We start from the raw sequence: 23,884 nt of genomic DNA, 5'->3' as shown, positions 1-23,884 counted from the left end.
TGGCGCGTGGAGCCGCTGTGGGGTCTACGGGTGCGGTGGGGGCGGGGCTACGCGTCGGCGGGGTCTGCGAAGTCGGCCGGGTCGGCCGGGCCTGCGGGGTCTGCCGGGTCGTTCGGGTCGTGCGGGCCGACGCCGAGGCGGGCGAGCAGCGACGTACGCAACGCGACGAACTCGGGTGCGCCGATGTCGCGTGGCCGGGGCAGGTCGACCACCGCCTCGTGGGCGATCCGGCCGTCCCGCATGACCAGCACCCGGTCGGCGAGCAGTACGGCCTCCTCCACGTCGTGGGTGACCAGCAGGACCCCGCAGTTGTGCCGGGACCACAACTCGCCCACCAACCTTTGGGCGTTGGTCCTGGTCAGCGCGTCGAGCGCGCCGAACGGCTCGTCGAGCAGCAGCAGGTCGGGTTGCCGTACCAGCGCGCGGGCCAGCGACACGCGCTGCGCCTCGCCGCCGGACAGCGTCTTCGGCCACACGGCGGCACGCTCGGTCAGGCCGACCTCGGCGAGGTAGCGCTCGGCGAGCGCGCGGTCGGCGCGGCCGGGCAGGCCCAGTACGACGTTGCGCCACACCCGTTTCCACGGCAGCAGCCGGGGCGCCTGGAAGGCCACCGCGCGGCGCCGCGGCACCGTGACGGTGCCCTCGATGTCGCGGTCGAGGCCGGCCAGCACCCGCAGCAGGGTGCTCTTGCCGCACCCGCTGTGCCCGAGCAGGGCGACGAACTCGCCCGGCCGGATGTCGAGGTCGAGCCCGTCGACGACCCGGCGCCGGTCGAAGGCGCGGACCAGGCCCCGGACGCGTACGGAGGTGTCGGGGCGGGCACCGGTGCCGGTCCCGTCCGCGGTGCGGGCCTCTGATGTGTCCGCGGTCGGGTGAGTCTGTGCGGTGGGAGTCGTCATCGTCATGCTCCGTCGAAGGATGCGCGCCAGGACAGCAGGTACTTGGTGCAGAGCCGCACGATCAGGTCGCTGATCAGGCCGAGCACCGCGTAGACCACCAGGCAGACCACGATCACGTCGGTCTGGAAGAACTGCTCGGCGTTGTTCATGAGGTAGCCGATGCCGTTGCTCGCGTTGATCTGCTCGGCGAAGACCAGGGCGAGCCAGGCGCTGCCGAGGGCGTAGCGCAGGCCGACCAGGGCGCCGGGCAGCGCGCCCGGCAGCACGATGTGCCGAATCTGGCCCCAGCGGGTGAGGCCCAACACCGTTCCCGCCTCGACCAGTTGGGGGTCCACGCCACGGATTCCGGCGTAGATGTTGAAGTACAGCGGGAAGGTCACCGCGATCACCACGAGCGCGATCTTGGGCTTCTCGTCGATGCCGAACCAGACGATGAACAGCGGGATCAGGCCCACCCAGGGCAGCGCGCGCAGCATGCCGACGGTGGAGTCGATCAGGTCCTCGCCGAGCCGGAACAGCCCGGCGAGCAGGGCCAGCGCGGTGCCCGCGACCGCGCCGATCAGGAAGCCCTCGATCACGCGCTGGGTGGACACCCTTATCGCGGAGCCGAGTTGGCCGTCGGCGGCCAGGTTCCAGCCCTTGTGGAAGACCCGCACCGGGGAGGCGAGGGTGTCGGGCGAGAGCACCCCGGTCGCGCTGAGCAGCCACCACAGCAGCAGTGCGCCGACCGGGCCCGAGGCCCGGCGCAGGGGCCGCGGCACCTGGCGGCGGCGCCGCTCGTGGGCCGGCCGGATCGTCTCCACGTCGCCGCTGCTCTCGGCGCTCTGGTCGCCGTCGTTCGCGGGTGGCGCGACGGGGCCGGTGTCCTCCGGCGGCTCCTTCGACAGGCGCGCGCCGCCTTCTGGCGTGGCGGGACAGCCGGTGCCGGTGCCGGTGCCGGCAGTCGCGGCGTTCGGCGGGCGGGACATCTCACTCGTGCTCATCGCAATCCCCCTTCGGGGCCGACGCGTTCGGGTGCGACGTCGGCATCGGACTCGGGCTCGGCAACGGCAACGGCAACGGCATGGGACGACGCATCGGCCGCGGCGCCGTCCGGCCGCACCAGCCGCAGCCGGCCCGAGCGCAGCGCGGCGAGTTGCCGGCCGCGGGCCACCAGCAGCACGTCGGCGCCCGTGCGGTGCAGCCCGGCGGCGAGCGTGACGCCCACCGCGCCCGCGCCGATGACCACGTAGCGCACGGGAGCCGGGCCCGGTCCGGCCGCGTCGCCGCTCATCGGGGCAGCTCTTCGGAGCTCGCGATGGGTGCCAAGTCCGCGCCGAGCCGCAGCCGTTCCAGGAACAGCACCACGGTCGCGGCGGCGGTGCGGTGCGAGATGTCGTTGAACGCGTCGTGCCGTCCGTCGGCGAGCGTCACCAACTCCGCGCGGGGCGCGGCCGCGTACGCCGTGCGCGCGGCGGCCGGCGGGCTGACCGGGTCGGCCGCGCCGTGCAGACCGAGCACCGGCACGGAGACCTTCGACAGGTCCGCGCGGTCGTACCACTCCCGCGGCAGCGGCGCGTACAGCGCGCCGCGCTCCAGCCGCCCCGGCTCGGCCAGCCGGCCCTGGTGGGTGGGGCACGCGGTGCGCGAGCCCAACTCCTCGGACCAGTCGGCGGGTTGGGCCGCCTCCACGTCCTTCGTCGGAAGCCCGGCCAGCACCAGCGCGTCGACCTCCACCTCACCGGCCGCCACCAGGCCCACCGCGAACAGCGCGCCCGCGTCCGACCCCGCCAGTACCAGCGGCTTCGCCGGCTCCCCTTCCGCCAACGCCTCCTTCACCTGACGCGCCGCCTCCCGCGGCCACCTGCTCGGGTCGGCCACCGCCCGCACCCGGTAGGCGTCCGCGGCGATCCGCGCGCCGAACCGCTCGTACAGCCGCGGGTCCTCGCCGCGGCCCGGCAGCAGCAGCACGGTGCCGCGCGGGTTCAGCGACGGCGGGATCTCCCATGACGTGGGGTCGGGCACGGTGCTCACGGAGCTCATGGCGGTGTCCTTGGGGCAGGGGCGCGGACCGCGCGGCGCTCGGGGCACGCGGCAACGCGACGGGGCAGGGGTGCCGGGGAACGGGGCGGGGTGGATACGCGTACGGCGCTGCGGTGACGCGTACCGCTGCGGTGGCGGGAGGCGCGCGAAGGGCCGCACCACGGGCGCGGGTTCGGTCACCCGCCTGCGGGGCCTGGCGGTCGGCCCGCTGCCGTGGAACGGCTCGGTTAGCCGCGGCGACAGCCGGCGGAGGTGCCGGTGCCGAAGTCGATGACCCTGCGCTGGGTGAGCAGCGGGGAACCGGCCGGCGCGGGCACCTCGACGAACGCGACACCGCGGGCCGGGCCGTGCCGGCCGGGCCTCTCCGCGAGCATGTGCGTCGTCATGCCAGGAAGCATGCAGGACGAATACGGCCCGCGTCCAACGATGATTCCTGATCGGGACCGATCACGTTTCCGAATCGATCCACCCCGGGGGTGCGGGGGTGCGGGGTACGGAGTGCGGGCTGCGGCCCATGCTGGTGAGGCCGGAGATCAGGCCGGACACCTCGGTGTGCAGGGTGGGTTCCCCGCCCGTCAGATGTACTTCGTCGGCGTCGAAAGCCTGGGCCATAGCCCAGCTTGCCGAGAATGGCGTGCGTGGCGTCGAAGTCGCTCACGGCCGTCTCGGGGCGTCGGCCTGGCCCAGCCCGGCCCCGTTCGGCGAGGCGCCGCACGGCGGCTGCGTGACGCGACCGGCTCGCGGTTCGCCGCCCACCGCCACCCGGCGCCCGCCCTCGCAGCCGCCATCGACGGCCATCGAGGGTCATCGGCGAGCGGCCGTGACCAGGCGGCCCAGGACGGGAAGCACGCTTCGCAGGTCGTCATCGTCCACGGTGGCGGTGGCCGCCGCCCGCGCGCCCGCCGAGCCGTTGAACGCCACGCTCAACCCGACGGATGCGAACAGCGGCAGGTCGGAGCGGCTGTCCCCGACGGCTGCGCAGGAACGGAGGGACAGCCCCGACTCTCGCGCCTGCGCGCGGGCGAAGTCCCGCTTGTCGTGCTCGTCGAAGTGACGGGCGACCCGGCCCGTGAACCGGCCGTCCGCGGTCTCCAGCCGCGGCCCGCAGAACGCGTGGAAGCCGAAGCGGTCGGCCAGGTGGCCGCCGACCGGAGACCAGGCGAGGGTCGCCAGCACGGGCAGCAGCTCGTTCCGCCGGCACCAGGCCACGGTCTCCGCGATGCCCGTGACCAGGGGAAGCCCGTCGAGCCAGCCGTTGACCCGTTCCTCGGGCGTACCCGCCCAGCCCGCGGCATCCAGCTCGGAGACCTGCCGGTTGTCCAGGGCGCCGCAGGCGTATGCGGCCTCGGCCTCGGCCAACTCGTCGCGGTGGCCGAGGAATCCGGCCAGGAAGACCGACGAACTCGTACCGGGGACGAGGGTGCCGTCGACGTCGAAGAACACGGCGCCCACGTGGTCGGAGGAGAACACCGCCCAAGGATGTCACCGGCGCGCACGATCGCGGACGCCGGCCTTCCGTGCCTGCCGCTACCGCCCTACGCGTCGCGCGGGGGTTCGATCTCGGCGAGCCAGGAGGTCAGGAGGGCCTCCAGGTGGGCGGCGTCGCCGGGCGGGAGCGCGTCCAGGAGGCGCCGTTCGTTCCGCATGTGCTCGGCGAACGCCTGGTCGATCAACGCGCGTCCGGCCGGGGTGAGTCCGACCACGCGGCCGCGCCCGTCGTCGGAGGCGCGGCGGCGGGTGACGAGGCCGCCGCGCTCCAGCCGGTCGATCCGCTTCGTCATCGCGCCGGTCGTGACCATGGTGTGCGCGGCCAGCTCGCCGGGTGCGCGTTCGTACCGCGGGCCGGCCCGGCGCAGGGCGGCGAGCACGTCGAACTCGCCCTCGCTCAGGCCGAATCGGCGGTAGACGACGCACAACTGCTCGGTGAGCAGCCCGGCGACGCGGTGCAGCCGCCCGATGACGCCCTGCGGCGAGACGTCGATCTCGGGCCGCTCGCGGGCCCATGCGGCCTGGATACGGCCGATGTGGTCCAGGGGGCGGCGGGTGCCGGGGGCGCCGGCGTCACCAGGGTCACCGGGGGCGGCCGGGCCGCCTGGGTCGGCCGGTTCTGCGGGGTGCGCGGGCATGCCTTCACTATAGCTTCCGTGGAAGGCATAATATCTTCCGTGGAAGCCAATATGCGATGGGTGCTGCTCGCGGCGGTCGCCCCGGTGGCCTGGGGTGCGAACTACTACGTCACCAAGGCGGCGCTGCCCCCGGGCGACCCGCTCTACGGCGGAGCGATCAGGGCGGTACCCGCCGGGCTGCTGCTCTTCGCGTTGCGCCGCAAGCTCCCCCGCGGCGCGTGGTGGTGGCGGTCGGCCCTGCTCGGAGTGCTCAACGCCGGCGGCTTCTTCGCCCTGGTCTACCTCGCCGCGCAGCGCCTGCCGACCAGCACCGCCGCGACCGTCATGGCGGCCTCGCCCCTGGTGATGGCGCTGATCGCCTGGCCGCTGATCGCCGAACGCCCGCGCGCCGCACACCTCTTGGGCGCCGCAGTCGGCATCGGCGGGGTCTGCCTGATGCTGTGGGGCGGCTCGGACGGCGCCGACCCGCTGGGCGTGGCGGCCTCCGTGGGCGCGATGCTGCTGTCCGCGCTCGGCTACGTGCTCGCCAAGCGCTGGGGCGCCGGCGTCGACGTACTGGCCTCCACCTGCTGGCAGTTGCTCGCCGGCGGCCTGCTCCTGCTGCCCTTCGCGGCGGTCTTCGAGGGCGCGCCGCCCGCCCTCGGCGCCCGGGCGCTGCTCGGCTTCGGGTACGTCGCCGTGATCGCCACCGCCGTCGCCTTCACGGCCTGGTTCGCGGCGCTGCGGCATCTGCCCGCCGCCACCGTCGGCCTGGTCGGGCTGCTCAATCCGGTGACCGGCGTGCTGCTCGGCACCGCGGTCGCCCACGAGCCGCTCACCGCGCGCCAACTCGCCGGCCTGCCACTCGTCCTGGCCGGTGTCCTGCTCGGCCGTCCGGGCGCGGCCCCCGCCCGCCGCCCGCGCCCGGCCGTCACGCCACCAGCCGCGGCCGAACCGTACGGGAGCGGCCCCGCCGAACCGGCCACCCGCCCACGGATCTTCGCCCCCGCCCGCCGCCCGTCCGCCCCGACGGCGGTCGGACCCGCATCCCGGACCGCGCCCGGCCCGCTCGCCGCCCGGCGCCCGTGGCGACGGCGCCCTCCGTCATGAGGGCGCCGGAGCCGGCTCGGTATCGCGGCGGTGGACCGGTCCGCGCCGTCACCCCGGGACGGGCATGACCAGCGTCCGCACGAAGTCGACGGCGCCTTCCCGCTGGTAGAAGCGCAGGGCGCCGGCGTTGCCCGCGATGACGGAGATCTTCATGACCTGGACGCCCGACCCGGCGAGACGCGTACGCACGGCCCCGACGAGGGCCTGACCGATCCCGGCGCCGCGCGCCTCGTCGTCGACCACGAGCGTCTCCAGCACGCCGACCCGGTCCCCCCACTGCCAGGACCCCGGAGCGTCGACCACCCGCACGCACGCGTAGCCCAGCAGGCGGTCCCCGTCGCGGGCGACCAGGATCGCGGCGAGCGGTTCCCGTAGCCAGTCGAGGTACTGTCCCCGCCGCAGGTGCCAGGACTCCTCGGGCGAGCGCACCGCGCCGAGGGCCGCCAGGTGTGCCGCCTCGCGACTGTGGTGGGCCAGGAGTTGCCCCCACAGGCTCTTCAGGCGGTCCACCTCGGCAGGGGCCAGGACCTCGATCGCGGGAGACATGCCAGGAAGCGTAGCCAGCGCGCGGGCTCCTCGGGCGCCGGTCCGAGGCCCCGGTCGAACCATCCGTACAGGGCTACGGGGGAGCCGTTCGGCGCCGGGCGGGTGCTCGGCGCCGGCGGTCCGCCGCGGACCGCAGCCCGCCGAGGCGCGCGGCGGGGTGTGCTCGAAGCGCTGCGTCCAGGCGGGTTCAGGCGCTGACGTGCTCAGGCGCTGACGTGCGTGTCCTTCGGGAGGTCGCCCGTCTCGCAGAGCGAGTGCAGGTCGTCGATCGCCTGGACGAGGAAGTGGTCGAGCGGGCGGGCGGACTGCTCGATCCACAGGTGGGTCGCCTGTCCGGCGACGGCCAGTGCGGTGCGGGCGGCGAGCGACGCGCACCGGTCGCCGACGCCGCGCCGGCCCAGCGCCGTGGTCATGGTGCAGGCCAGGGACGCGGTCTTGGCGAGTTCGCGTTCGCGCAGCGCCGGGGTCGCGTTGGCGAGCCGGTGCAGCGGCTCGGAGAGCGGCCGGTTGTCCTCCAGCAGCGGCGTGATCCGGCGGAACGCCCACAGCACCGTCGCGAGCGGACCGAGGGTGCCGGGCGCCTCCGCGACGGCGCGCTCCAGCGCGTCACGCAGGAAGTCCTCCTGGCCGAAGAGTACTTCGCGCTTGTCGGCGAAGTGCCGGTAGAAGGTCCGCTCGGTGACGCCCGCGTGCGCCGCGATCTCGGCGGTGGTGACCTGGTCGAAGCCGCGCTCCGTGTACAGGTCGAGAGCGGCCTGCTGGAGTCGTAGGCGCGCCGGCCGTCCATCCCGTGGCATCCCAGCAGCATAGGCCAATACCGGCAGAAGCCGACGTCAAGGTGGTCGGCCCGCCCCTCGTCGCGGCGGGGCGCCGGCGGATCGGCGGATCGGCGGGGCGCCGGATCGACGGCTCGACGGGGCGGTGGCGGGCGACAGGCCGACGGATCGGCATCCACGGCGTAGCGACAGTCTCTGACGTTACGTGCTACGTTGAAGGCCGTAGTGACAGTCCCTGTCGCTACGTGGAGCAGTGCCGAACCGGCTCAAGGGAGTTCATCGTGCATGTCTTCGTCACCGGAGGTTCCGGGCTGACCGGACCGACCGTCGTCGCCGAACTGGTCGCGGCCGGGCACAAGGTCACCGGCCTGGCGCGTTCCGACGCCTCGGCCGCGCGCCTGGAGGGGCTCGGCGCGACCGTGCACCGCGGCTCGCTGGAGGACCTCGACAGCCTGCGGGCAGGAGCGGAGGCGGCGGACGGCGTCCTGCACATGGCCTTCGGCGGCGACTTCGCCGACCCGGAGGACCTCATCAGGCGCGACCGCACCGCGATCGAGGCGCTCGGCGGGGCGCTCACGGATTCGGGCAAGCCGTTCGTCAGCACCTCCGGCACGCTGGTGATGCCCGTCGGCCGGGTGAGCGGCGAGCAGGACGCGCCCGACCCCGCCTCGATCGGGGCCTTCCGCATCCCGGGCGAGCGGGCGTGCCTGGGCTCCGCCGCGCGGGGAGTGCGCGCGAGCCTGGTCCGGCTGGCGCCCACCGTGCACGGTCCCGGCGACTACGGGTTCGTCCCGATGCTGGTCGCCGCCGCGCGCAAGACCGGCACCTCGGCCTACATCGGCACCGGCGCCAACCGCTGGCCCGCCGTCCACCGGGCCGACGCCGCCCGCCTGTTCAGGCTGGCGCTGGAGTCCGCTCCCGCGGGCAGCGTGCTGCACGGCGCGGCAGAAGGCGGCGTCGCCTTCAAGAGCATCGCCGAGACGATCGGACGGATGCTCGGCCTGCCCACCGCCTCCCTGGCACCCGAGGAGGCGGCTGAGCACTTCGGAAACCCCTTCATGGCCCGGGTGTTCGGCATCGACGCGCCCGTCTCCAGCGACGGCACCCGGCAGCTGCTCGGCTGGACGCCGACCCACCCGACGCTGCTGGAGGACCTGGAGCACGGCGACTACTTCACGCCGTCCGCCGCCTGACCGCCGCACCCGCCTGGCCGCAGCCCCCGCCTCCTCCTCCTGCGCCCCGCCGCCCGACCGCAGCCCCTGCCCGCCGTACTCCCGCTCGCCGCACCCCGGTTGCTCGACCCCCGCACCCACCCGCTGCAGGCACCCTTGTGGCGCGGCCGGTCGGAGCGCAGGGTGGAGAGCACGCGGCGGGGCCCGCGAGGCTCCGCGCGGATCGCGAAGGGGGCACCGAATGACGAACGGCATTGCGCGGCAGGCGGGTTGGGAGTTCACCGACGACCGGGGCAGCACCTCGTCCGGGCCGGGCGCGCCGCCGCGGGTGGTGGCGTACGTACGAGCCGGGGCGGCGCTGTGGGAGTACGGCGTGCGGCCGGTGGCGGTCTACGGGTCCGGCCACGACAGCGGCGCGGCCGCCGACCCGGCGAAGCTCGGCGGGCTCGACCCGCGCCAAGTCGCCTACCTGGGCGGGGGAGCGGACGTCGCGCCGGACGCACTGCGCGAGCTGCGCCCGGACGTGGTGGTGGACGTGACCTACGACGGGAAGGCGCCGTACGCCCTCGCGGAGTCCGTGGCCGAGGCAGCGGGCGTACCGGTGGTCGCGCTCGGAGTCGGCGGCGACGCGTCGCTGCGGACGATACTCGGCCGGTTCGCCGACCTAACGACGGCGTTCGGCGCGGAAGCCGGCGTCGTCGGCGGCGAACTCGCCCTCGCCGAGGAGGAGTTACGGGTTCTGGCGGTCGGCGAGGGAACCGCCCGGGTGGTCGCCCTGTCGCCGGGCGGGCCCGAACAGGTGCACCTGGCCCGGCCGGACACCTGGCCGGAGCTACGGCACCTCGCGGACCTCGGGGTGCGGATGGCCGACCCCGGCCGCGGTCCGGGCGTCAACTGGCGCACTGTGGACTGGGATCAGGCGCTGGCAGCAGTCGGCGGCGCCGGCGTCGTCCTCGCCGACACCCGCGCCAACGCCGCGCCGCTGTCCGCGCTCGCCGACATCCCCGCCTGGCAACGGCTGTCCCTCACCGCCCAGGTGCTGCCCTGGAACCCCGAACTCCCGCCCGCCCCGGGCGCGTACGCCACCTTCCTCCGGGCGGTCGCGGACGCCCTGCGGGCACAGGCGCGGGCGTCACAGTGACCGGAGTCGAAGCGCCGACCGGAGGCGCCGTTCCTTCGCCGCGCTGACGACCGGCCGTACGCCGTCCGGCGGGCGGTGCGGCGCCCCGGCACGTACCGCAGGGCGGGCGCCCCCCTCACCAGGAGGCGCCCGCCCGGCGGCGTACGACGACCGGCGTGCCGGCCGTACCGCGTCAGCCGGCGGCCGGTGCGGGCTGCTCGGCGCCGGCCGCCCCCTCGCCGTCCGCGCCGCCGGTCACCTGCGAACGGCCGCTGCCGGCAAGGTCGTTGCCGTCACCACCGTGGCCGCCGTCGCCCGGTCCGCCGCCCTGCGGGCGGACCCGGCCGAGCGCGCCCGGCGCCCACAGCCGCCGCCCCAGCAGCAGCGACGCCGACGTCACCAGGAACGTCCGCACCACGAACGTGTCCAGCAGCACCCCGACCGCGATCACGAAGCCCAGCTCGGCCAGTTGCACCAGCGGCATGTTCACCAGCACCGAGAACGTCGCCGCCAGCACGATCCCCGCCGAGGTGATCACCCCGCCGGTGGTCCGCAGCGCGCCGAGCGTGGCCTGCCGCGGCGGCGCGCCGTGCAGCGCCTCCTCCCGCATCCGGTGCATCAGGAAGATGCCGTAGTCCACGCCGAGGGCGACCAGGAACACGAAGCTGAGCAGCGCCAGCCCCGGATCGGTGCCGTGGAAGCCGAAGACCCGCCCGAAGACGAGCCCGCCGACGCCCAGCGCGGAACCCCACACGGCGATCACGGCGGCGGCCAGCAGCAGCGGCGCGACCAGGCTGCGCAGCAGCAGGATCAGGATCAGCACCACCGCCGCCAGCACGATCGGCACCACGATCGCGCGGTCCCGGCTGTTGGTGGACCGCAGGTCGATCTGCTGCGCGCTGGGCCCGCCGACGTAGGAGCCGTGCAGCGCCGACCGCAACTGCCTGATGGTCGCGGTCTCGGCGGCGGACTGCGGCGGGCTGTCGGCGGTGACGAAGAACTCGCTCCAGCCGCCGCCTGTGCGTCCCGGCCGGACCTCCGCCACGCCGCCGGTGCCGCGGGCGGTCCGCTCGGCCCCGGCCGCCGCCCCGGCCGGCGAGATCACCGTGATCGGCTGGCTCGCCTGGTCCGGGTATGCCTTGGCGAGGAGCCGCGCCGCCACGATCGAGTCCGGCCGGGTGGCGAAGCTGTCCTGCTGCTTCACGCTGCCCGGCAGGTGCAGCACGCCCAACGCCAGCGCGCCGAGCAGCACCACGCCGGAGACCAGCACCGCCACCGGCCGGCGGCCGACCAGCCCGCCGATCGCCGTGAAGCCGCCGCGCCGCTGCTTCGGCTCGGTGCCCGGCTCCGGCACCAGCGGCCAGAACAGCCGCCGTCCCAGCAGCACCAGCAGCGCTGGCAGCAGCGTCACCATCGCCGCCAGCGCGCTGAGCACGCCCACCGCGGCGGCCGGACCCATGCCGCGGCTGCTGTTGAGGTCCGCCGCCAGCAGGCACAGCATGCCCGCGGCCACGGTGCCGGCCGACGCCAGGACCGCCGGGGCGCACCGGCGCAGCGCGGTGCGCATCGCGTCGTACGGCCGGGCGGTGCGCCGCAGTTCCTCGCGGTAGCGGGCCACCAGCAGCAGCGCGTAGTCCGTGCCCACGCCGAACACGAGGATCGTCATCACCCCCGAACTCTGGCCGCTGACGGTGATCCCGAACGCCCGGTTGAGCAGGTACGTCACCGCCATCGACAGCACGTCCGCGGCGCCGGCCGCGAAGAGCGGCACCAGCCACAGCGCCGGGCTGCGGTAGATCAGGATCAGCAGCACCGCCACCACCAGCACGGTGGTGTAGAGCAGAGGACCGCCCAGCGAGCCGTAGACCTCCGCCGCGTCGGCGTCCAGCCCGCCCGGCCCGCCGACCTTCACCGTCAGCCCGTGCCCGCCCGTGGTGATGTCCCGCACCCCGTCGACGAACTTCCGCTTCGCATCGGAGTCCTGGCCGGGCTGGGTGCTGGAGACCGGGTACATCAGCGTGCTGCCGTCCTTCGACGGCACACCCGTCGGCACCCCGTCACCACCGAGCCGGTAGGTACGCGCCAGCCGGGCGGTCTGCCGGCCGGCCGTATCGCGGTCAGCCGCGGTGAGACCGCCGTCACGGTGGTAGACGATCACCAGGTCGGTGGCCTCACCACCCGGCAACTCCTGCTGGATCTCGGCGACCTGGGTGGAGTCGGCACTCGCCGGCAGATAGTCCACCACGCTGTCGCGCTGCACGTCCCCGAGCCGGCCGGCCAGCGGCACCGCCACGGCCAGCACCCCGATCCACAGCGCCAGCACCAGCCACGGCAGCCGCCGCACCCCCCGGCGCCCCCCTCCCGGACCACCGGCCCCCGGCCCGGCACCCGCCCCCAACTCTGCGGCCCTCATGGTGGGTTCCCCTCTCGACGGTCGTCACCCCGGGCACCCGGCGCCCGGACACCCGACCATCGTTTCCGGCCACGACGCCGCGATCGTCCCGCGTAGGACCGACTTCCCCCCGCCTCCCGAGCGGGTAGCCCGCCCCCCACTACCCCCACAGGAGTACGCCCGCGGGCGCCCCCGCCCCGTACCCCCGGCCGGCCGCACCCGGGTCCCACCCCCGGCGCCACCTGCCCCCAGCCCTGCCCTCAGCCCTGAACCCCACCCCCCTGCCCCCAGCCCCGACCCCCAGCCCTGAACCCCAGCCCCGAACCGCAGCCCTGGAGCCCTGGAGGGAGCGAGCGGGGGCGAAGGGGGCGGGGTTCGAGACGTTCGTATATTTGTGGCGCGAGGAGAGACAGTAACGATCGGAAACACCCGCAGGCGCCGTAAATATGCAGTCTCGAACCCCGCCACCGGAGCCCCAGCGACCCCCCGCCAACCAGCCCGCCCGCACCACCCGTTCTCCACCTCCCGCCCGGTCAGCCGAACCGCGGTAGTCCGCCCCCTCCTCATCCCACCCGCGGCGGTGCGTGCCCTCAGCCGTCCCACCGCCAGTCGGCCACCTCCGGCAGGTCGGTACCGTGGGCCCGAATCCAGCTCCGGTGCCGCAGCCGGGTGTCCTCCATCAACTGCCGTACGGGGGCGGCCCGTACGGCAAGCCCCGGCACGCGGTCGATGACGTCCATGACCAGGCGGTAGCGGTCGAGGTCGTTGCTGACGACCATGTCGAACGGCGTGGTGGTGGTGCCGATCTCCTTGTAGCCGCGCACATGCAGGTCGCGGTGGCCGGTACGGCGGTAGGCGAGCCGGTGGATCAGCCACGGGTAGCCGTGGTACGCGAAGATCACCGGCCGGTCGGCGGTGAACAGCGCGTCGTACTGCGGGTCGGACATGCCGTGCGGGTGCTCCTTCTCCGGCAGGAGACGGGCGAGGTCCACGACGTTGACGACGCGCACCGCGAGCTGCGGCAGGTGGTGGCGGAGCAACTGGGCGGCGGCCACAATCTCTTGGGTGGGCACGTCGCCGGCGCAGGCCAGCACGACATCCGGTTCGCGGGTGCCGTCCTCGGTGCCGGCCCACTCCCAGATGCCCGCGCCGCGGGCACAGTGCGCGCGGGCCTCGTCCATCGTCAGCCAGTCGAAGCAGGGTTGCTTGCCGGCGACGATGACGTTGACGTAGTCCCGTGATTTCAGGGCGTGTTCGGCGACCGACAGGAGGGTGTTGGCGTCCGGCGGGAGGTAGACGCGGACCACCTCGGGGGACTTGTTCAGGACGTGGTCGATGAAGCCGGGGTCCTGGTGCGAGAAGCCGTTGTGGTCCTGCCGCCAGACGTGCGAGGTGAGCAGGTAGTTGAGGGAGGCGATCGGGCGCCGCCACGGCAGTCTGCGGGTGGTGCGCAGCCACTTGATGTGCTGGTTGACCATGGAGTCGACGATGTGGACGAACGCCTCGTAGCAGGAGAACAGGCCGTGCCTGCCGGTGAGCAGGTAGCCCTCCAGCCAGCCCTGGCAGGTGTGTTCGGAGAGGATCTCCAGCACCCGGCCGTGCCGGTCGAGGTGCTCGTCGGTGTCCACCAGCCGCTCCTGCCAGGACTTGCCCGAGGCGGCGTAGACCGCGTCGAGGCGGTTGGAGGCGGTCTCGTCGGGGCCGACGATCCGGAAGTCGCGGCGCTGCGCGGTGTCGGCCATCACCTGCTCCAGCAACTGCCCCAGCACGCGGGTCGGTTCGTGCATGTCGGTGCCGGGCCGCTCGACCGCGACCGCGAACTCGTCCAGGTCGGGGACCGGCAGGTCGCGCAGCAGCAGGCCGCCGTTGGTGTGCGGGTTCGCGCCCAGCCGCCGGTCGCCGGACGGCACGCAGGCCAGCACCTGCTCGCGGGGGCGGCCGGCGTCGTCGAAGAGCTCGGTGGGGCGGTAGGACAGCAGCCACTCCTCCAGTTGCCGCAGGTGTTCGGGGTTGGTGCGGACTTCGGAGAGCGGGACCTGGTGGGCGCGCCAGGTGCCCTCGACCGGCAGGCCGTCGACCACCGCCGGGCCGGTCCAGCCCTTCGGGGTGCGCAGCACGATCATCGGCCAGCGCGGCCGGTCGACGCCGTCCGCCGCCGGGTCCCCACCCGTACGGGCCGCCTCCTGGAGCGCGGTGATCCGGTCCAGCGCGGTGTCCATCGCCGCGGCCATCGCACGGTGCACCGCGGCGGGTTCGTCGCCGATGACGTGGATCGGGTCGTGGCCGTAGCCGCGCAGCAGCGCGTCGAGTTCGTCCTCGGGGAGCCGGGCCAGGACGGTGGGGTTGGCGATCTTGTAGCCGTTCAGGTGCAGGATCGGCAGGACGGCGCCGTCGTGCCGGGGGTCGAGGAACTTGTTGCCGTGCCAGGAGGTGGCCAGTGGTCCCGTCTCGGCCTCGCCGTCGCCGATCACGCAGGTCACCAGCAGACCGGGGTTGTCGAACGCGGCACCGTAGGCGTGGGACAGGGCGTAGCCCAGCTCGCCGCCCTCGTGGATCGACCCCGGGGTCTCCGGTGCCACGTGGCTGGGCACCCCGCCGGGGAAGGAGAACTGGCGGAACAGTCGGCCCATTCCGGCGCCGTCCCGGGTGATGTCGGGGTAGGTGCGGCTGTAGCTGCCCTCCAGCCAGGAGTTCGCCAGCACCGCGGGGCCGCCGTGGCCCGGGCCCCACACGCAGATCGCGTCCAGGTCGCGGGCCTTCACCACCCGGTTCAGGTGGGTGTGCACCAGGTTCAGGCCGGGGGATGTGCCCCAGTGGCCCAGCAGCCTCGGCTTCACGTGCTCCGGGCGCAGCGGCTCCGTCAGCAGCGGGTTGCCGTCGAGCAGGTAGATCTGGCCCACGGCCAGATAGTTCGCCGCACGCCAGTGGGCGTCCAGCGCGGACAGTTCCTCGTCGTTCAGACCGGTGGGCATGGGGGTCCTTTGCGGCTCGGGTACGTCAGCAGTACCCGCTCACGGGTGGGCAGCCGACGGCGGCGCGTCCATTCGGGGGGCGCCCCGCCCCGCGGCTCCCCGCCGCGACGGTTCCGGTCCGCTCCCCGAGGCGGGGGCTAGCGGAGCACGTGGTGGCGGCCGATGGGGAGGACCAGGGGGGTGCCCGAGACCTCGTCGGAGACGACCCTGCAGTCGATGCCGAAGATCTCGCGGACCGTCTCCGCGGTGACGACCTCGCGCGGCGCCCCCTCCGCACAGATCTCGCCGTCCTTCATGGCGATGAGGTGGTCGCCGTAGCGGCAGGCGAGGTTGAGGTCGTGCAGGACGGTGACGACCGTGGCGCCGCGCTCGCGGTTGAGGTCGGTGACGAGGTCCAGGACCTCGACCTGGTGCGGCAGGTCGAGATACGTGGTGGGCTCGTCGAGCAGGAGCACGCCGGTGCGCTGGGCCAGCGCGACGGCGATCCAGACCCGCTGCCGCTGCCCCCCGGAGAGCTCGTCCACCGAGCGGTCCGCGAGATCGAGCGTGTCGGTCGCGGCCAGCGCCTCGGTGACCGCCTTGTCGTCTGCGGCGGTCCAGCGCCGGAACCACCCCTGGTGCGGGTAGCGGCCGCGTCCCACGAGGTCCACGACCCGGATACCGTCCGGCGCGATCGGCGTCTGCGGGAGTATTCCGAGCCGCTCGGCCACCTGCTTGGTCGGCAGGGAGTGGATGCTGCGGCCGTCGAGCAGCACCTCGCCCGCGCTCGGCGTGAGCAGCCGGGCCAGGCCCCGCAGCAGCGTGGACTTCCCGCAGGCGTTCGGGCCGACGATCATCGTGACCCGACCGGTGGGGATCTCGACGCTCACCCCGCGGACCACGGTCCGCTGCTCGTACCCCAGGTGCACCTCGCTGGCGGCGAGCGAACTCGGCGGGTCCGCGAGGGCCCGGCCGGGGACGTCCGGTGCGGCGGCGTCCGGTGCGGTTGCGTCCCGGTCGCCGGTCGTGGCGCCGGTCGTGGCGCCGGCGGTGGCGCCGGCGGTGGTGTCGGCCGTCGCTCCGGCCGCGGCGTCGGTATCGGTGTTGCTCAAGGGTTCAGCCTCCCTGGCCGACACGGTTGGCGCGGGCGAGCAGCCACAGCAGGGCGGGCGCACCCAGCACCCCGGTGACCACGCCGACCGGGAACTCGGTCGGCCCCAGCAGGTGTTGCCCGGCGAAGTCGCAGCCGAGCATGAGGGCGGCGCCGGTCAGCGCGGACAGCACCAGCGCCGGACCGCGGCCGTGCAGCAGCCGACGGGCGACCGGCCCGGACAGGAACGCGACGAACGCGACCGGCCCGGCGGCCGCCGTGGCCACGGCGGCCAGGCAGACCCCGGCGAGGATCAGCCCCAGCCGGCCGCGCTCCACCCGGACGCCCAGCCCCCGCGCGGCGTCGTCGCCGAGGCCGAGCGCGGGCAGCGTGCGGGCGGCGACGAACGCGGCCGGTAGCAGCACCACCAGCGGGTACAGCACCCCGCGCGCCCGCGGCCAGTCCGCGCCGTCGAGGCTGCCGGTCAGCCACAGCAGCGCCTGCTGCGCGGTGTAGACGTCGGCGCGGGTGAGCAGGAAGGAGACCACGCTGGACAGCGCCGCCGCGACCCCGATACCGACCAGCACCAGCCGGTAGCCGGTCACGCCCCGGCGCCACGCGAGCAGGTAGATCAGCAGCGCCGTCACCAGCGCCCCGGCCACCGCGGTCAGCGACACCGCCGTGCCCGACAGCGAGAACACCACGATCGAGATCACGGCCGCGGCACTGGCGCCCGCGGTGATCCCGATGACGTCGGGACTCGCCAGCGGATTGCGGATCAGCGACTGGAAGGTCGCCCCGGACAGCCCGAAGGCCGCACCCGCCGCGACTCCCGTCATCGCGCGCGGCATCCGCACCTGCACCACGATGAACCGGGTCCCGGCGTCGCCACCGCCGCCCAGCGTCCGCAGCACGTCCAGCACCGGGATACGGAAACTCCCCACCGACAGCGACGCGCAGAACAGCGCGAAGACCACCACCGCCATGGCGAGCGTGACCGCGCTCGCCCGCACCCGCGGCCGGCTGCGCGCGGCCCGTACGGCCCGCAGCGCCTCCGCGGAGACGCCCCGTCCGGGAGCCGCGCCCGCGCCGACCGCTCCGATGGCGGCCGGTCCCGTTCCCGTGGCCGCGGCGCGCGGCGAGGGGAGGCCGGTCCGGCTGCCGCCGGAGGCGTTCGCGGCCATCTACAGTCCCGCCAATCGGCTGCGGCGTACCAGGACGACGAGGACGGGCGCCCCGATCACGGCCGTGACGATGCCGACCTGGATCTCGCCCGGGCGGGCCGCGACGCGGCCGACCACGTCGGAGACGAGCAGGAGGGCGGGGGCGATCAGCATCGAGTACGGCAGTATCCAGCGGTGGTCGGGCCCGGTGAAGAAGCGCACGGTGTGCGGCACGGTGAGGCCGACGAAGGCGATCGGGCCGGCCAGGGCGGTGGCCGAGCCGCAGAGCAGGACCACCGACAGCGCGCAGAACAGCCTTGCGGCCGCCACGTTCTGGCCCAGGCCCCGCGCGGCGTCGTCGCCGAGGCCGAGGGTGTTGAGCAGGCGCCCGGAGCCGAGCGCGCACACCGCGCCCACCAGGACGAACGGCCCGGCCTGGTACGCGGTGGACAGCCCGCGCCCGGCCAGCGAGCCGACCTCCCAGAACCGGAACCGGTCGAACGTCGCGGTGTCGGTGAGCAGTACGGCGGTGGTCAGCGAGGACAGGCCCGCGCTGACCGCGGCGCCGGCGAGCGCGAGCTTGACCGGGGTGGCGCCCTCGCGGCCGAGCGAGCCGACGGCGTAGACGAGCAGCGCGGCGGCCGCGGCACCGACGAAGCCGAACCACACGTAGCCGGTGAAGGAGGTCACCCCGAAAACGCTGATCGCGGTGACGACGGCGAGCGAGGCGCCGGAGTTGACGCCGAGCAGGCCGGGGTCGGCGAGCGGGTTGCGGGTCAGGCCCTGCATGAGGGTGCCGGACAGGCCGAGCGCGGCCCCGGCGAGCAGCCCGATCACGGTGCGCGGCAGGCGCAGCGAGGTGACGATGACCTGGTCGGCGTTGTTCGGGTCGTGGTGGAACACCGTGTCCCACACGGTGCCCGGCGGCACCGACTTGGCGCCGATGGCGAGGCTGGCCACGACCGCGAGCGTGAGTACGGCCGCGGCGACGAGCAGCCCCGCGGACAGGGCGGTGGCGCGCCGGCGCCCCGGGACCGAGGCCGGGGCGGGGGCGCGCCGGACGGTTCCGGCGGGCCTGGTGGACCCACCGGACCCACCGGACCCGGCGGCCGGGGCGGGCCCGACTCGGGCGCGCGAGACGTTCATGGGGCTCTCCTCGGCGGACTTCCCTCCACGGGAAGTAAGGGGAGGCTAACCTAAATCTTTGCGGCCGACCGCACCCGCCCCCCGCGTGCTGCCCCATGAGACGGCGTCCATCCCGCGAAGGACGGTCGTCCAGTGTCGCTGGACGGACATCGCGCGCGGGGCCCTCGTCGCCTCGCGGTCGCCGGCGCCGGGTGCGTCCGGCCGGGCCGTGCGGCCGAAAGGGCTTGTGCGGACGGCGCGTTGACCGCTCGCGGGGCGGCTGGGCGGCCCAGTCGATCCGCCGCGTCGCTGTCGGGCTGGCGCTATCGGGCGTCCGAGCGGAGATTCCGCCGCCGGAGATTCCACTTAGGGTAGCCAAAGTTAGGTCACCCTAAGTTCTGGCTTGGTCCGCTCGCCGGCCGTGCCTGTCGCCGTACCGGAGGTCCCGATGTCCCTGCCGCCCCGCCCGCTCGCCGAGCCGGCCGCCGCATCCGACGGCGAGCCCACCGGCCGCCTCGCCGGCCGTCCGACCCGGCGCGGGCTGCTGACCGCGGGGGCCGCCGGCGCCGCGCTGTTCGGGCTCGCCGCCTGCGGCTCCAACGGCGGCGGTTCGGGCTCGGAGGGCGGCTCCGGCAAGGCGTCGAAGGGAAGTTCGGGCACCCGTACCGTCGACACCGCCAAGGGGCCGGTGAAGGTGCCGGCCGCGCCCAAGCGGGTGGTGGCGATCAACGACTTCCCGATGGCCGCGATGTTCGACCTCGGGCTGACCCCGGCGGGCGTCTTCAACGCGGGCGAGGAGTACGTCCCGCCGCGCGACCTCACCCGGTGGAAGGCGATACCCAAGGTCTCCGACGGCGTCGGCGGCGCCATCCAGGTGGAGAAGGTCGCCGCGCTCAAGCCCGATCTGATCATCGGCATCGACGCCCAGGCGAACCTCCCCTACGACCAGTTCACCGCGCTCGCCCCCACCGTGCTGCTCCCGTTCAGCAAGTCCAAGGCGCCCTGGCGCGACATGTCCGACCAGACCGCGGCCGTCCTCGGCGTCCCCGACGCCCTGACCAAGCTCAAGCAGCGCTACACCGAGCGCGCCGCCGCCATCAAGAAGGCGCACGCCGCCGTGCTCGCCCGCACCCGCTGGGACCTCCTCCAGGGCGGCTTCGACGAGGGCAACTGGTGGCTGTACGGGCACGGTTCGCCGATCGGCGGCATCCTCGCGGACGCGGGCGCCGTCTTCGCCACCGGCAGCACCCGGCTCGCTGAGCAGCAGTCCGTCTCCTACGAGCTGGTGACCAGCAAGCTCTCCGACGCCGACGCGATCTTCTACTACACGACCAACGACGGCAAGCCCGCCAACCTCGGCCTCAAGCTCTTCGCCCAGAAGTCGTTCCAGCAACTCGCCGCCACCAAGGCCGGCCGCCTCTTCGGCAGCGTCTACTTCCTGCCCGGCGGCTACGAGGACGCGATCGCGGCCCTCGGCGACTTCGAGAAGGCGCTCGGCTCGCTGTGACGCCCGGTGCGGAGGCTCAGCGCGCGGTGAAGTACGCGCCGGGGGTGCGGCCGGTCTCCTGGCGGAAGGCGGCGATGAAGGAACTGGGCGTGGTGTAGCCGACGTGGTGGGCGACCGCCGCCAACGGGCGGTCGGCCGCCATGTGTTCGAGCCCTGCCCGCAGCCGGGCCCGGGTCCGCCAGCGGCCGAAGGACATCCCGGTCTCGGCGCTGAACAGCCGGGCCAGGGTGCGGGCGCTGGCGCCGACCTCCCGGCCCCACTCCTCCAGCGGGCGGTGGTCGGCCGGGCGGGCGAGCAGCGCCTCGGCGACCTTCCGGGCCCGCCCGTCCTTGGGCATCGGCAGCTCGATCGTGGTCACCGTGACCGGTCGCACCAGGTCGAAGAGCACGGCCTCCGCCCGGGCCCGCGGCTCCGCGCCGAGGTCGGGGGAGCCGAGGTGGGTGATCAACTCCCGCAGCAGCGGCGGCACCCCGACCACGGTCGGCTGCGTCCAGCGCACCGGGCAGCGGTCCGGCAGCAGGTAGACGCTGCGCATCTGCGCCGGGCGGGTGGCCCCCGTGGTGTGTGGGACCCCGGCGGGTATCCACAGCGCCAGGGTCGGCGGCAGCACCCACGAGTGGTCCGCGATGTCCACGGTCAGCACGCCCGCCGGGGACCACACCAGTTGGTGCGTGGTGTGCTCGTGCTCGCCGAAGCGCTGGCCGCGGGCGAGGTCGAAGTTGATCACCCGCAGCGCCTCGGCGGGCGGGGCCGCGGGGCGCTGGGCGGGATGACTGTTCGGCGACATGGTCATCGAACATAGCGCATGACGGCCACGGCCGACCCGGGACCCATGGCACGGCGTGCGGAAGCGGAACGGGGGCACACGGTCGTCCAGGAGGCTGGTAACCATGGGACCGTTGCTCGTTGTGCTCTTGCTGGCACTGCTTCTGTTCGGATTCGGATTCGCCGTGCAGATCCTCTGGTGGGTCGCGGTGGTCGTGCTGGTGCTGTGGCTGCTCGGATTCCTGATCCGGCCGGGGTCCGGCTCCGGGAGGGGCCGCTGGTACCGGTGGTGAGACGCGCGCGGCCGACCGTCCGGCATACGACGGCCGCGCGTCGCGGTGGGCCGCTCCGATCGACCCGGAGCGGCCCACTGCCGTATCCGCGCCACCTCGAGGCCAACGGGGTGCGAAGTGCGGGCGGCGTACGGCAGGTTGCCTACGGCGTGCTGATACCGGCGCCGGTATCGGCGCCGGGTACTCCTAAGGCGCCTGATATGCGGCATGTTGCCCAAGGAGATCGGAGGGTGTGCCGGGCCGCGCGCACGGCCGTTCGCCCGGGACGGGGGCTACGCTCCGCCGGCGGGGGAGCCGTTCCACTCGGCGCGGTAGTCGGGGTGGGACGCCCACTCCGCGGCCAGCGCGACGAGGATCTGCGCGACGAAGAGCTCGCTGTCGCGGGCGTCGAGCCCGGGTGCGCCCTGCGCCAGGTGGCGTTCGCACTTGGCGACGATCGCCTGCTTGGCGGCGACCGCGCGGACCACCCGTGCCGGGTCGTGGTGGGCGGTGTGCGCGGCGAGCGGCGCCGCCATCTCGAACGCGGCGCCGCTGTCCACGACCAGGCGCGGCCCCTCGGCCGTCCACTGCCCGCCCGCGACGGCGCCGCCCCACGCGTACGTCAGGTCCTCCGTCATGCGGGCGCGTACGAAGGCCGTCAACTCCTCGATCACGCTGTTCCCTTCGGGTCGGTGCGCGGGCCCGGACACGTTACGCCCGCGGAGCGCGCCCCGGCGCCCCGCGGCGGGCCGGGGCTTCGACTCCTTCACCGCGCGGGCCTGGTCCGCCGCCGGTACGGCCGCGGGCACCTTACCCGTATCCAAGCGGGCGACCTCGGTCACGGGCGCCGGGCGGCGGCCGAACCGTCGGGCGCCCGCTCCTCGTGCGGCTCGGCGACGTCGAACGGGACGATGGTGGCCACGACGTCGGGCAGTCGGCCGACCGCGCGGGCGATGTGGTCCGCGGTGCGCCGGTGCAGCAGACGGCCGAGGATCGGGGAGTAGTTGCGCTCGGGGATCAGCAGGGTGACCTGGGCGCGCTGCTCGCGGATGCGGCGGTCGACCAGTTCGAGCACCGCGCGGCTGATCCGGCGGTCCGGGCACTCCACCATCTCCAGCCGCAGGTCGCCGACCTCGGTGCGGTTCCACTGCGCCGCCAGCCGCTTCGCCTCCTGGGCGTCGACCATGACGTGGACCGCGCGGATCTCGGTCGGCCGCAGCGCGCGGGCGTAGCGGATCGCCTTGAGCACGGCCAGGTCGACCCGGTCCACCAGGATGTACATCACCTGGCTGTCGGCGCGCGGTTGGGTGGCGTCGGCGGGCGCGGCCGCCAGCGCGGCGGCCTCCTCGCGGTAGCGCTTGTTCACCTTGATCAGCGCCCACACGCCGATCGGGAACACCAGCACCACCACCCACGCGCCCTCGGTGAACTTGGTCACCGCGAAGATCAGGGCGACCAGCAGCGACACCCCGCAGGCCAGGCCGTTGAGCGCGAGCTTCGCCCGCCACCTGCCGTCGCGCGACCTCCAGTGGTGCCGGACCAGGCCGGCGCCGGCCATGGTGAAGCCGGAGAACACCCCGATCGCGTAGAGCCCGACGAGCGCGTTCAGGCTGCCCTTGGTGGCGATCAGCAGCGTCAGCGACACCACGGTCAGCACGATGATGCCGTTGGAGAAGGCCAGCCGGTGGCCGCGCCGGGTGAGCTGGCGGGGCAGGAAGGAGTCCTCGGCCACGAAACTGGCCAGGAACGGGAAGCCGTTGAAGGAGGTGTTCGCCCCCATGTAGAGGATCAGCGCGGTCGCGAGCTGCACGAAGACCAGGCCCGCGGTGCCGTACCAGTTGCCGCCGAAGGCCCAACTCGCCTCCTGTGAGACCACGGTCGGGGTCTGCGCGACGTACGGCGTGGCGTGCGTGATGTGCGCGAGCAGGGACACCCCGAGGACGCCGGTGCCCAGGATGCAGGACATCGCGACCATGGTGCGGCGGGCGTTGGGGCCCTGCGGGCTGCGGAAGACGCTGACGCCGTTGGAGATCGCCTCCAGGCCGGTCAGCGACGAGCCGCCGTTGGCGAACGCGCGCAGCAGGATCAGCAGCGAGGCGCCGTAGAAGAAGCCGTGGGTGTCGGTGCCGAGGCCGACCATGCCCGGGGTGTGCACGTCGATGCGGGAGTGGTCACCGAGCAGGAAGCGGGTGAAGCCGGTGATGATCAGCAGCGCCATCGCGCTGATGAACAGGTAGGCGGGCAGGGCGAAGGAGCGGCCCGCCTCACGGATGCCGCGCAGGTTGCCCCAGCACAGCAGGAGCACCACCCCGATGGTGATGAAGAGCTTGTTGTCGTCCAGGGCGGTCAGGCGGGCGTCGCCCCACAGCAGGTGGATCAGCGACACCAGCGCGTCGGTGCCGGCCGCCGCCTGGACCGCGACGGTGACGATGTAGTCGATCAGCAGCGCGACCGCGGCGACCTGGGCGATCCGCGGTCCGAAGTTCTCCCGGGCCACCACGTAGGAGCCACCGGCCCGGGTGTAGGCCATCACCACGTCGCGGTAGGAGAGCGTCAGCAGCAGCAGGACACACAGGATCGCCGCGGTCAGGGGTATGAGCGCGGTGAACGCCGCGACGCCGATCGCCGGGATCAGCACCACCAGCATCTGCTCGGAGCCGTAGGCCATCGAGGAGATGCAGTCCGAGGCGAGTACGCCCAGCGCGATCGGGTTGGACAGCCGCTCGCCCTTCAGCTGCTCGGTGACCAGCGGCTTGCCCAGCAGGTGCTTCTTCACCCGGTACCCGTGGCTCTCGGGGAGCGCCGCGGTCGCGGGCCGGGTGGTGGACGACAGCATGGGCAGTCCGTTCGGGAATTCGAAAAGGTGGGC

23 protein-coding genes are annotated in these 23,884 nt (G+C 74.2%); 5 read left to right on the top strand and 18 right to left on the bottom strand.

Going from position 1 to position 23,884, the window contains the following annotated elements; translation table 11 throughout:
- Positions 1-47 precede the first annotated feature (47 nt).
- From OG370_RS08575 to OG370_RS08540, 8 genes are all read right to left on the bottom strand, one after another.
- Entirely contained in the window at positions 48-905 is an 858-nt protein-coding gene (locus tag OG370_RS08575) for an ABC transporter ATP-binding protein (protein ID WP_443060634.1), read from the bottom strand.
- Positions 902-1,882, bottom strand: a complete 981-nt coding sequence (locus OG370_RS08570; RefSeq protein WP_328462217.1) for an ABC transporter permease — start codon at positions 1,880-1,882, stop codon at positions 902-904. The genes OG370_RS08575 and OG370_RS08570 overlap by 4 nt, the downstream gene beginning before the upstream one ends.
- On the bottom strand, positions 1,879-2,172 hold the full coding sequence (locus OG370_RS08565; RefSeq protein WP_328462215.1) for a ketopantoate reductase family protein: 294 nt from the start codon (positions 2,170-2,172) through the stop codon (positions 1,879-1,881). The genes OG370_RS08570 and OG370_RS08565 overlap by 4 nt, the downstream gene beginning before the upstream one ends.
- Entirely contained in the window at positions 2,169-2,921 is a 753-nt protein-coding gene (locus tag OG370_RS08560; protein ID WP_328462213.1) for an alpha/beta hydrolase, read from the bottom strand. The genes OG370_RS08565 and OG370_RS08560 overlap by 4 nt, the downstream gene beginning before the upstream one ends.
- A 227-nt stretch (positions 2,922-3,148) precedes the next feature.
- Positions 3,149-3,307, bottom strand: a complete 159-nt coding sequence (locus tag OG370_RS08555) for a hypothetical protein (RefSeq protein WP_328462211.1) — start codon at positions 3,305-3,307, stop codon at positions 3,149-3,151.
- 61 nt (positions 3,308-3,368) lie between these two features.
- Positions 3,369-3,533 (bottom strand): hypothetical protein, encoded by a 165-nt coding sequence (locus OG370_RS08550; RefSeq protein WP_328462209.1) that lies wholly within the window; start codon positions 3,531-3,533, stop codon positions 3,369-3,371.
- 192 nt (positions 3,534-3,725) lie between these two features.
- Positions 3,726-4,391 carry an HAD family hydrolase gene (locus OG370_RS08545; protein ID WP_328462207.1) on the bottom strand — a complete coding sequence of 222 codons (666 nt, stop codon included), beginning with the start codon at positions 4,389-4,391 and terminating at the stop codon, positions 3,726-3,728.
- Positions 4,392-4,456: 65 nt separating this feature from the next.
- The gene (locus tag OG370_RS08540) at positions 4,457-5,047 is read right to left on the bottom strand and encodes a MarR family winged helix-turn-helix transcriptional regulator (RefSeq protein WP_328462205.1); all 591 of its coding nucleotides are present in this window, start codon (positions 5,045-5,047) and stop codon (positions 4,457-4,459) included.
- A 51-nt stretch (positions 5,048-5,098) separates the two neighbouring features.
- On the opposite strand from OG370_RS08540, the gene OG370_RS08535 reads away from it, so the two are divergent.
- On the top strand, positions 5,099-6,136 hold the full coding sequence (locus OG370_RS08535; RefSeq protein ID WP_328473905.1) for a DMT family transporter: 1,038 nt from the start codon (positions 5,099-5,101) through the stop codon (positions 6,134-6,136).
- Positions 6,137-6,184: 48 nt separating this feature from the next.
- Here OG370_RS08535 and OG370_RS08530 read toward each other — a convergent pair whose 3' ends face one another.
- Both OG370_RS08530 and OG370_RS08525 read right to left on the bottom strand, forming a co-directional pair.
- Positions 6,185-6,682: a GNAT family N-acetyltransferase gene (locus OG370_RS08530; protein ID WP_328462203.1), complete on the bottom strand. Its 498-nt coding sequence runs from the start codon at positions 6,680-6,682 to the stop codon at positions 6,185-6,187.
- Between the two features lie 203 nt (positions 6,683-6,885).
- The gene (locus tag OG370_RS08525; protein ID WP_328462201.1) at positions 6,886-7,479 is read right to left on the bottom strand and encodes a TetR family transcriptional regulator; all 594 of its coding nucleotides are present in this window, start codon (positions 7,477-7,479) and stop codon (positions 6,886-6,888) included.
- 260 nt (positions 7,480-7,739) lie between these two features.
- Here OG370_RS08525 and OG370_RS08520 point away from each other — a divergent pair, with 260 nt between their 5' ends.
- Positions 7,740-8,651 carry an SDR family oxidoreductase gene (locus OG370_RS08520; protein ID WP_328462199.1) on the top strand — a complete coding sequence of 304 codons (912 nt, stop codon included), beginning with the start codon at positions 7,740-7,742 and terminating at the stop codon, positions 8,649-8,651.
- A 220-nt stretch (positions 8,652-8,871) separates the two neighbouring features.
- Positions 8,872-9,771 (top strand): ABC transporter substrate-binding protein, encoded by a 900-nt coding sequence (locus OG370_RS08515; RefSeq protein WP_328462197.1) that lies wholly within the window; start codon positions 8,872-8,874, stop codon positions 9,769-9,771.
- A 172-nt stretch (positions 9,772-9,943) separates the two neighbouring features.
- On the opposite strand, the gene OG370_RS08510 is transcribed toward OG370_RS08515, so the two are convergent.
- The 5 genes from OG370_RS08510 to OG370_RS08490 all read right to left on the bottom strand — a co-directional run bounded on the left by OG370_RS08510 (position 9,944) and on the right by OG370_RS08490 (position 18,492).
- Positions 9,944-12,163 carry an MMPL family transporter gene (locus OG370_RS08510; protein ID WP_443060633.1) on the bottom strand — a complete coding sequence of 740 codons (2,220 nt, stop codon included), beginning with the start codon at positions 12,161-12,163 and terminating at the stop codon, positions 9,944-9,946.
- A 569-nt stretch (positions 12,164-12,732) separates the two neighbouring features.
- Positions 12,733-15,114 carry a phosphoketolase family protein gene (locus tag OG370_RS08505; RefSeq protein WP_328462195.1) on the bottom strand — a complete coding sequence of 794 codons (2,382 nt, stop codon included), beginning with the start codon at positions 15,112-15,114 and terminating at the stop codon, positions 12,733-12,735.
- A 137-nt stretch (positions 15,115-15,251) separates the two neighbouring features.
- A complete protein-coding gene (locus OG370_RS08500; protein WP_328473901.1) occupies positions 15,252-16,022 on the bottom strand; it encodes an ABC transporter ATP-binding protein in 771 nt (256 codons plus the stop codon).
- A gap of 187 nt (positions 16,023-16,209) precedes the next feature.
- The gene (locus OG370_RS08495; protein WP_328462193.1) at positions 16,210-17,367 is read right to left on the bottom strand and encodes a FecCD family ABC transporter permease; all 1,158 of its coding nucleotides are present in this window, start codon (positions 17,365-17,367) and stop codon (positions 16,210-16,212) included.
- Complete coding sequence (locus OG370_RS08490; RefSeq protein WP_328462191.1) at positions 17,368-18,492, bottom strand: FecCD family ABC transporter permease; 1,125 nt, start codon at positions 18,490-18,492, stop codon at positions 17,368-17,370.
- Positions 18,493-18,919: 427 nt separating this feature from the next.
- Between OG370_RS08490 and OG370_RS08485 the strand changes: the two genes are divergently transcribed.
- A complete protein-coding gene (locus OG370_RS08485; RefSeq protein ID WP_328462189.1) occupies positions 18,920-19,978 on the top strand; it encodes an ABC transporter substrate-binding protein in 1,059 nt (352 codons plus the stop codon).
- A gap of 16 nt (positions 19,979-19,994) precedes the next feature.
- Here the strand turns inward: OG370_RS08485 and OG370_RS08480 are convergent, their stop codons facing one another.
- Positions 19,995-20,765, bottom strand: coding sequence for an AraC family transcriptional regulator (locus OG370_RS08480; RefSeq protein WP_328462187.1), 771 nt, complete (start codon positions 20,763-20,765; stop codon positions 19,995-19,997).
- A 103-nt stretch (positions 20,766-20,868) separates the two neighbouring features.
- Between OG370_RS08480 and OG370_RS08475 the strand changes: the two genes are divergently transcribed.
- The gene (locus tag OG370_RS08475) at positions 20,869-21,036 is read left to right on the top strand and encodes a hydrophobic protein (protein ID WP_328462185.1); all 168 of its coding nucleotides are present in this window, start codon (positions 20,869-20,871) and stop codon (positions 21,034-21,036) included.
- Positions 21,037-21,308: 272 nt separating this feature from the next.
- Here the strand turns inward: OG370_RS08475 and OG370_RS08470 are convergent, their stop codons facing one another.
- Together OG370_RS08470 and OG370_RS08465 are read right to left on the bottom strand one after the other, a co-directional pair.
- Positions 21,309-21,839 carry a DUF6221 family protein gene (locus OG370_RS08470; protein WP_328462183.1) on the bottom strand — a complete coding sequence of 177 codons (531 nt, stop codon included), beginning with the start codon at positions 21,837-21,839 and terminating at the stop codon, positions 21,309-21,311.
- A gap of 14 nt (positions 21,840-21,853) precedes the next feature.
- On the bottom strand, positions 21,854-23,851 hold the full coding sequence (locus OG370_RS08465; protein WP_328462181.1) for an APC family permease: 1,998 nt from the start codon (positions 23,849-23,851) through the stop codon (positions 21,854-21,856).
- Positions 23,852-23,884 lie beyond the last annotated feature (33 nt).

It is taken from the genome of Streptomyces sp. NBC_00448 (assembly GCF_036014115.1).
GTDB lineage: Bacteria > Actinomycetota > Actinomycetes > Streptomycetales > Streptomycetaceae > Actinacidiphila.
Note: the sequence above shows the minus strand (reverse complement) of the source record. Positions and strands in the feature narration are given on the sequence as shown.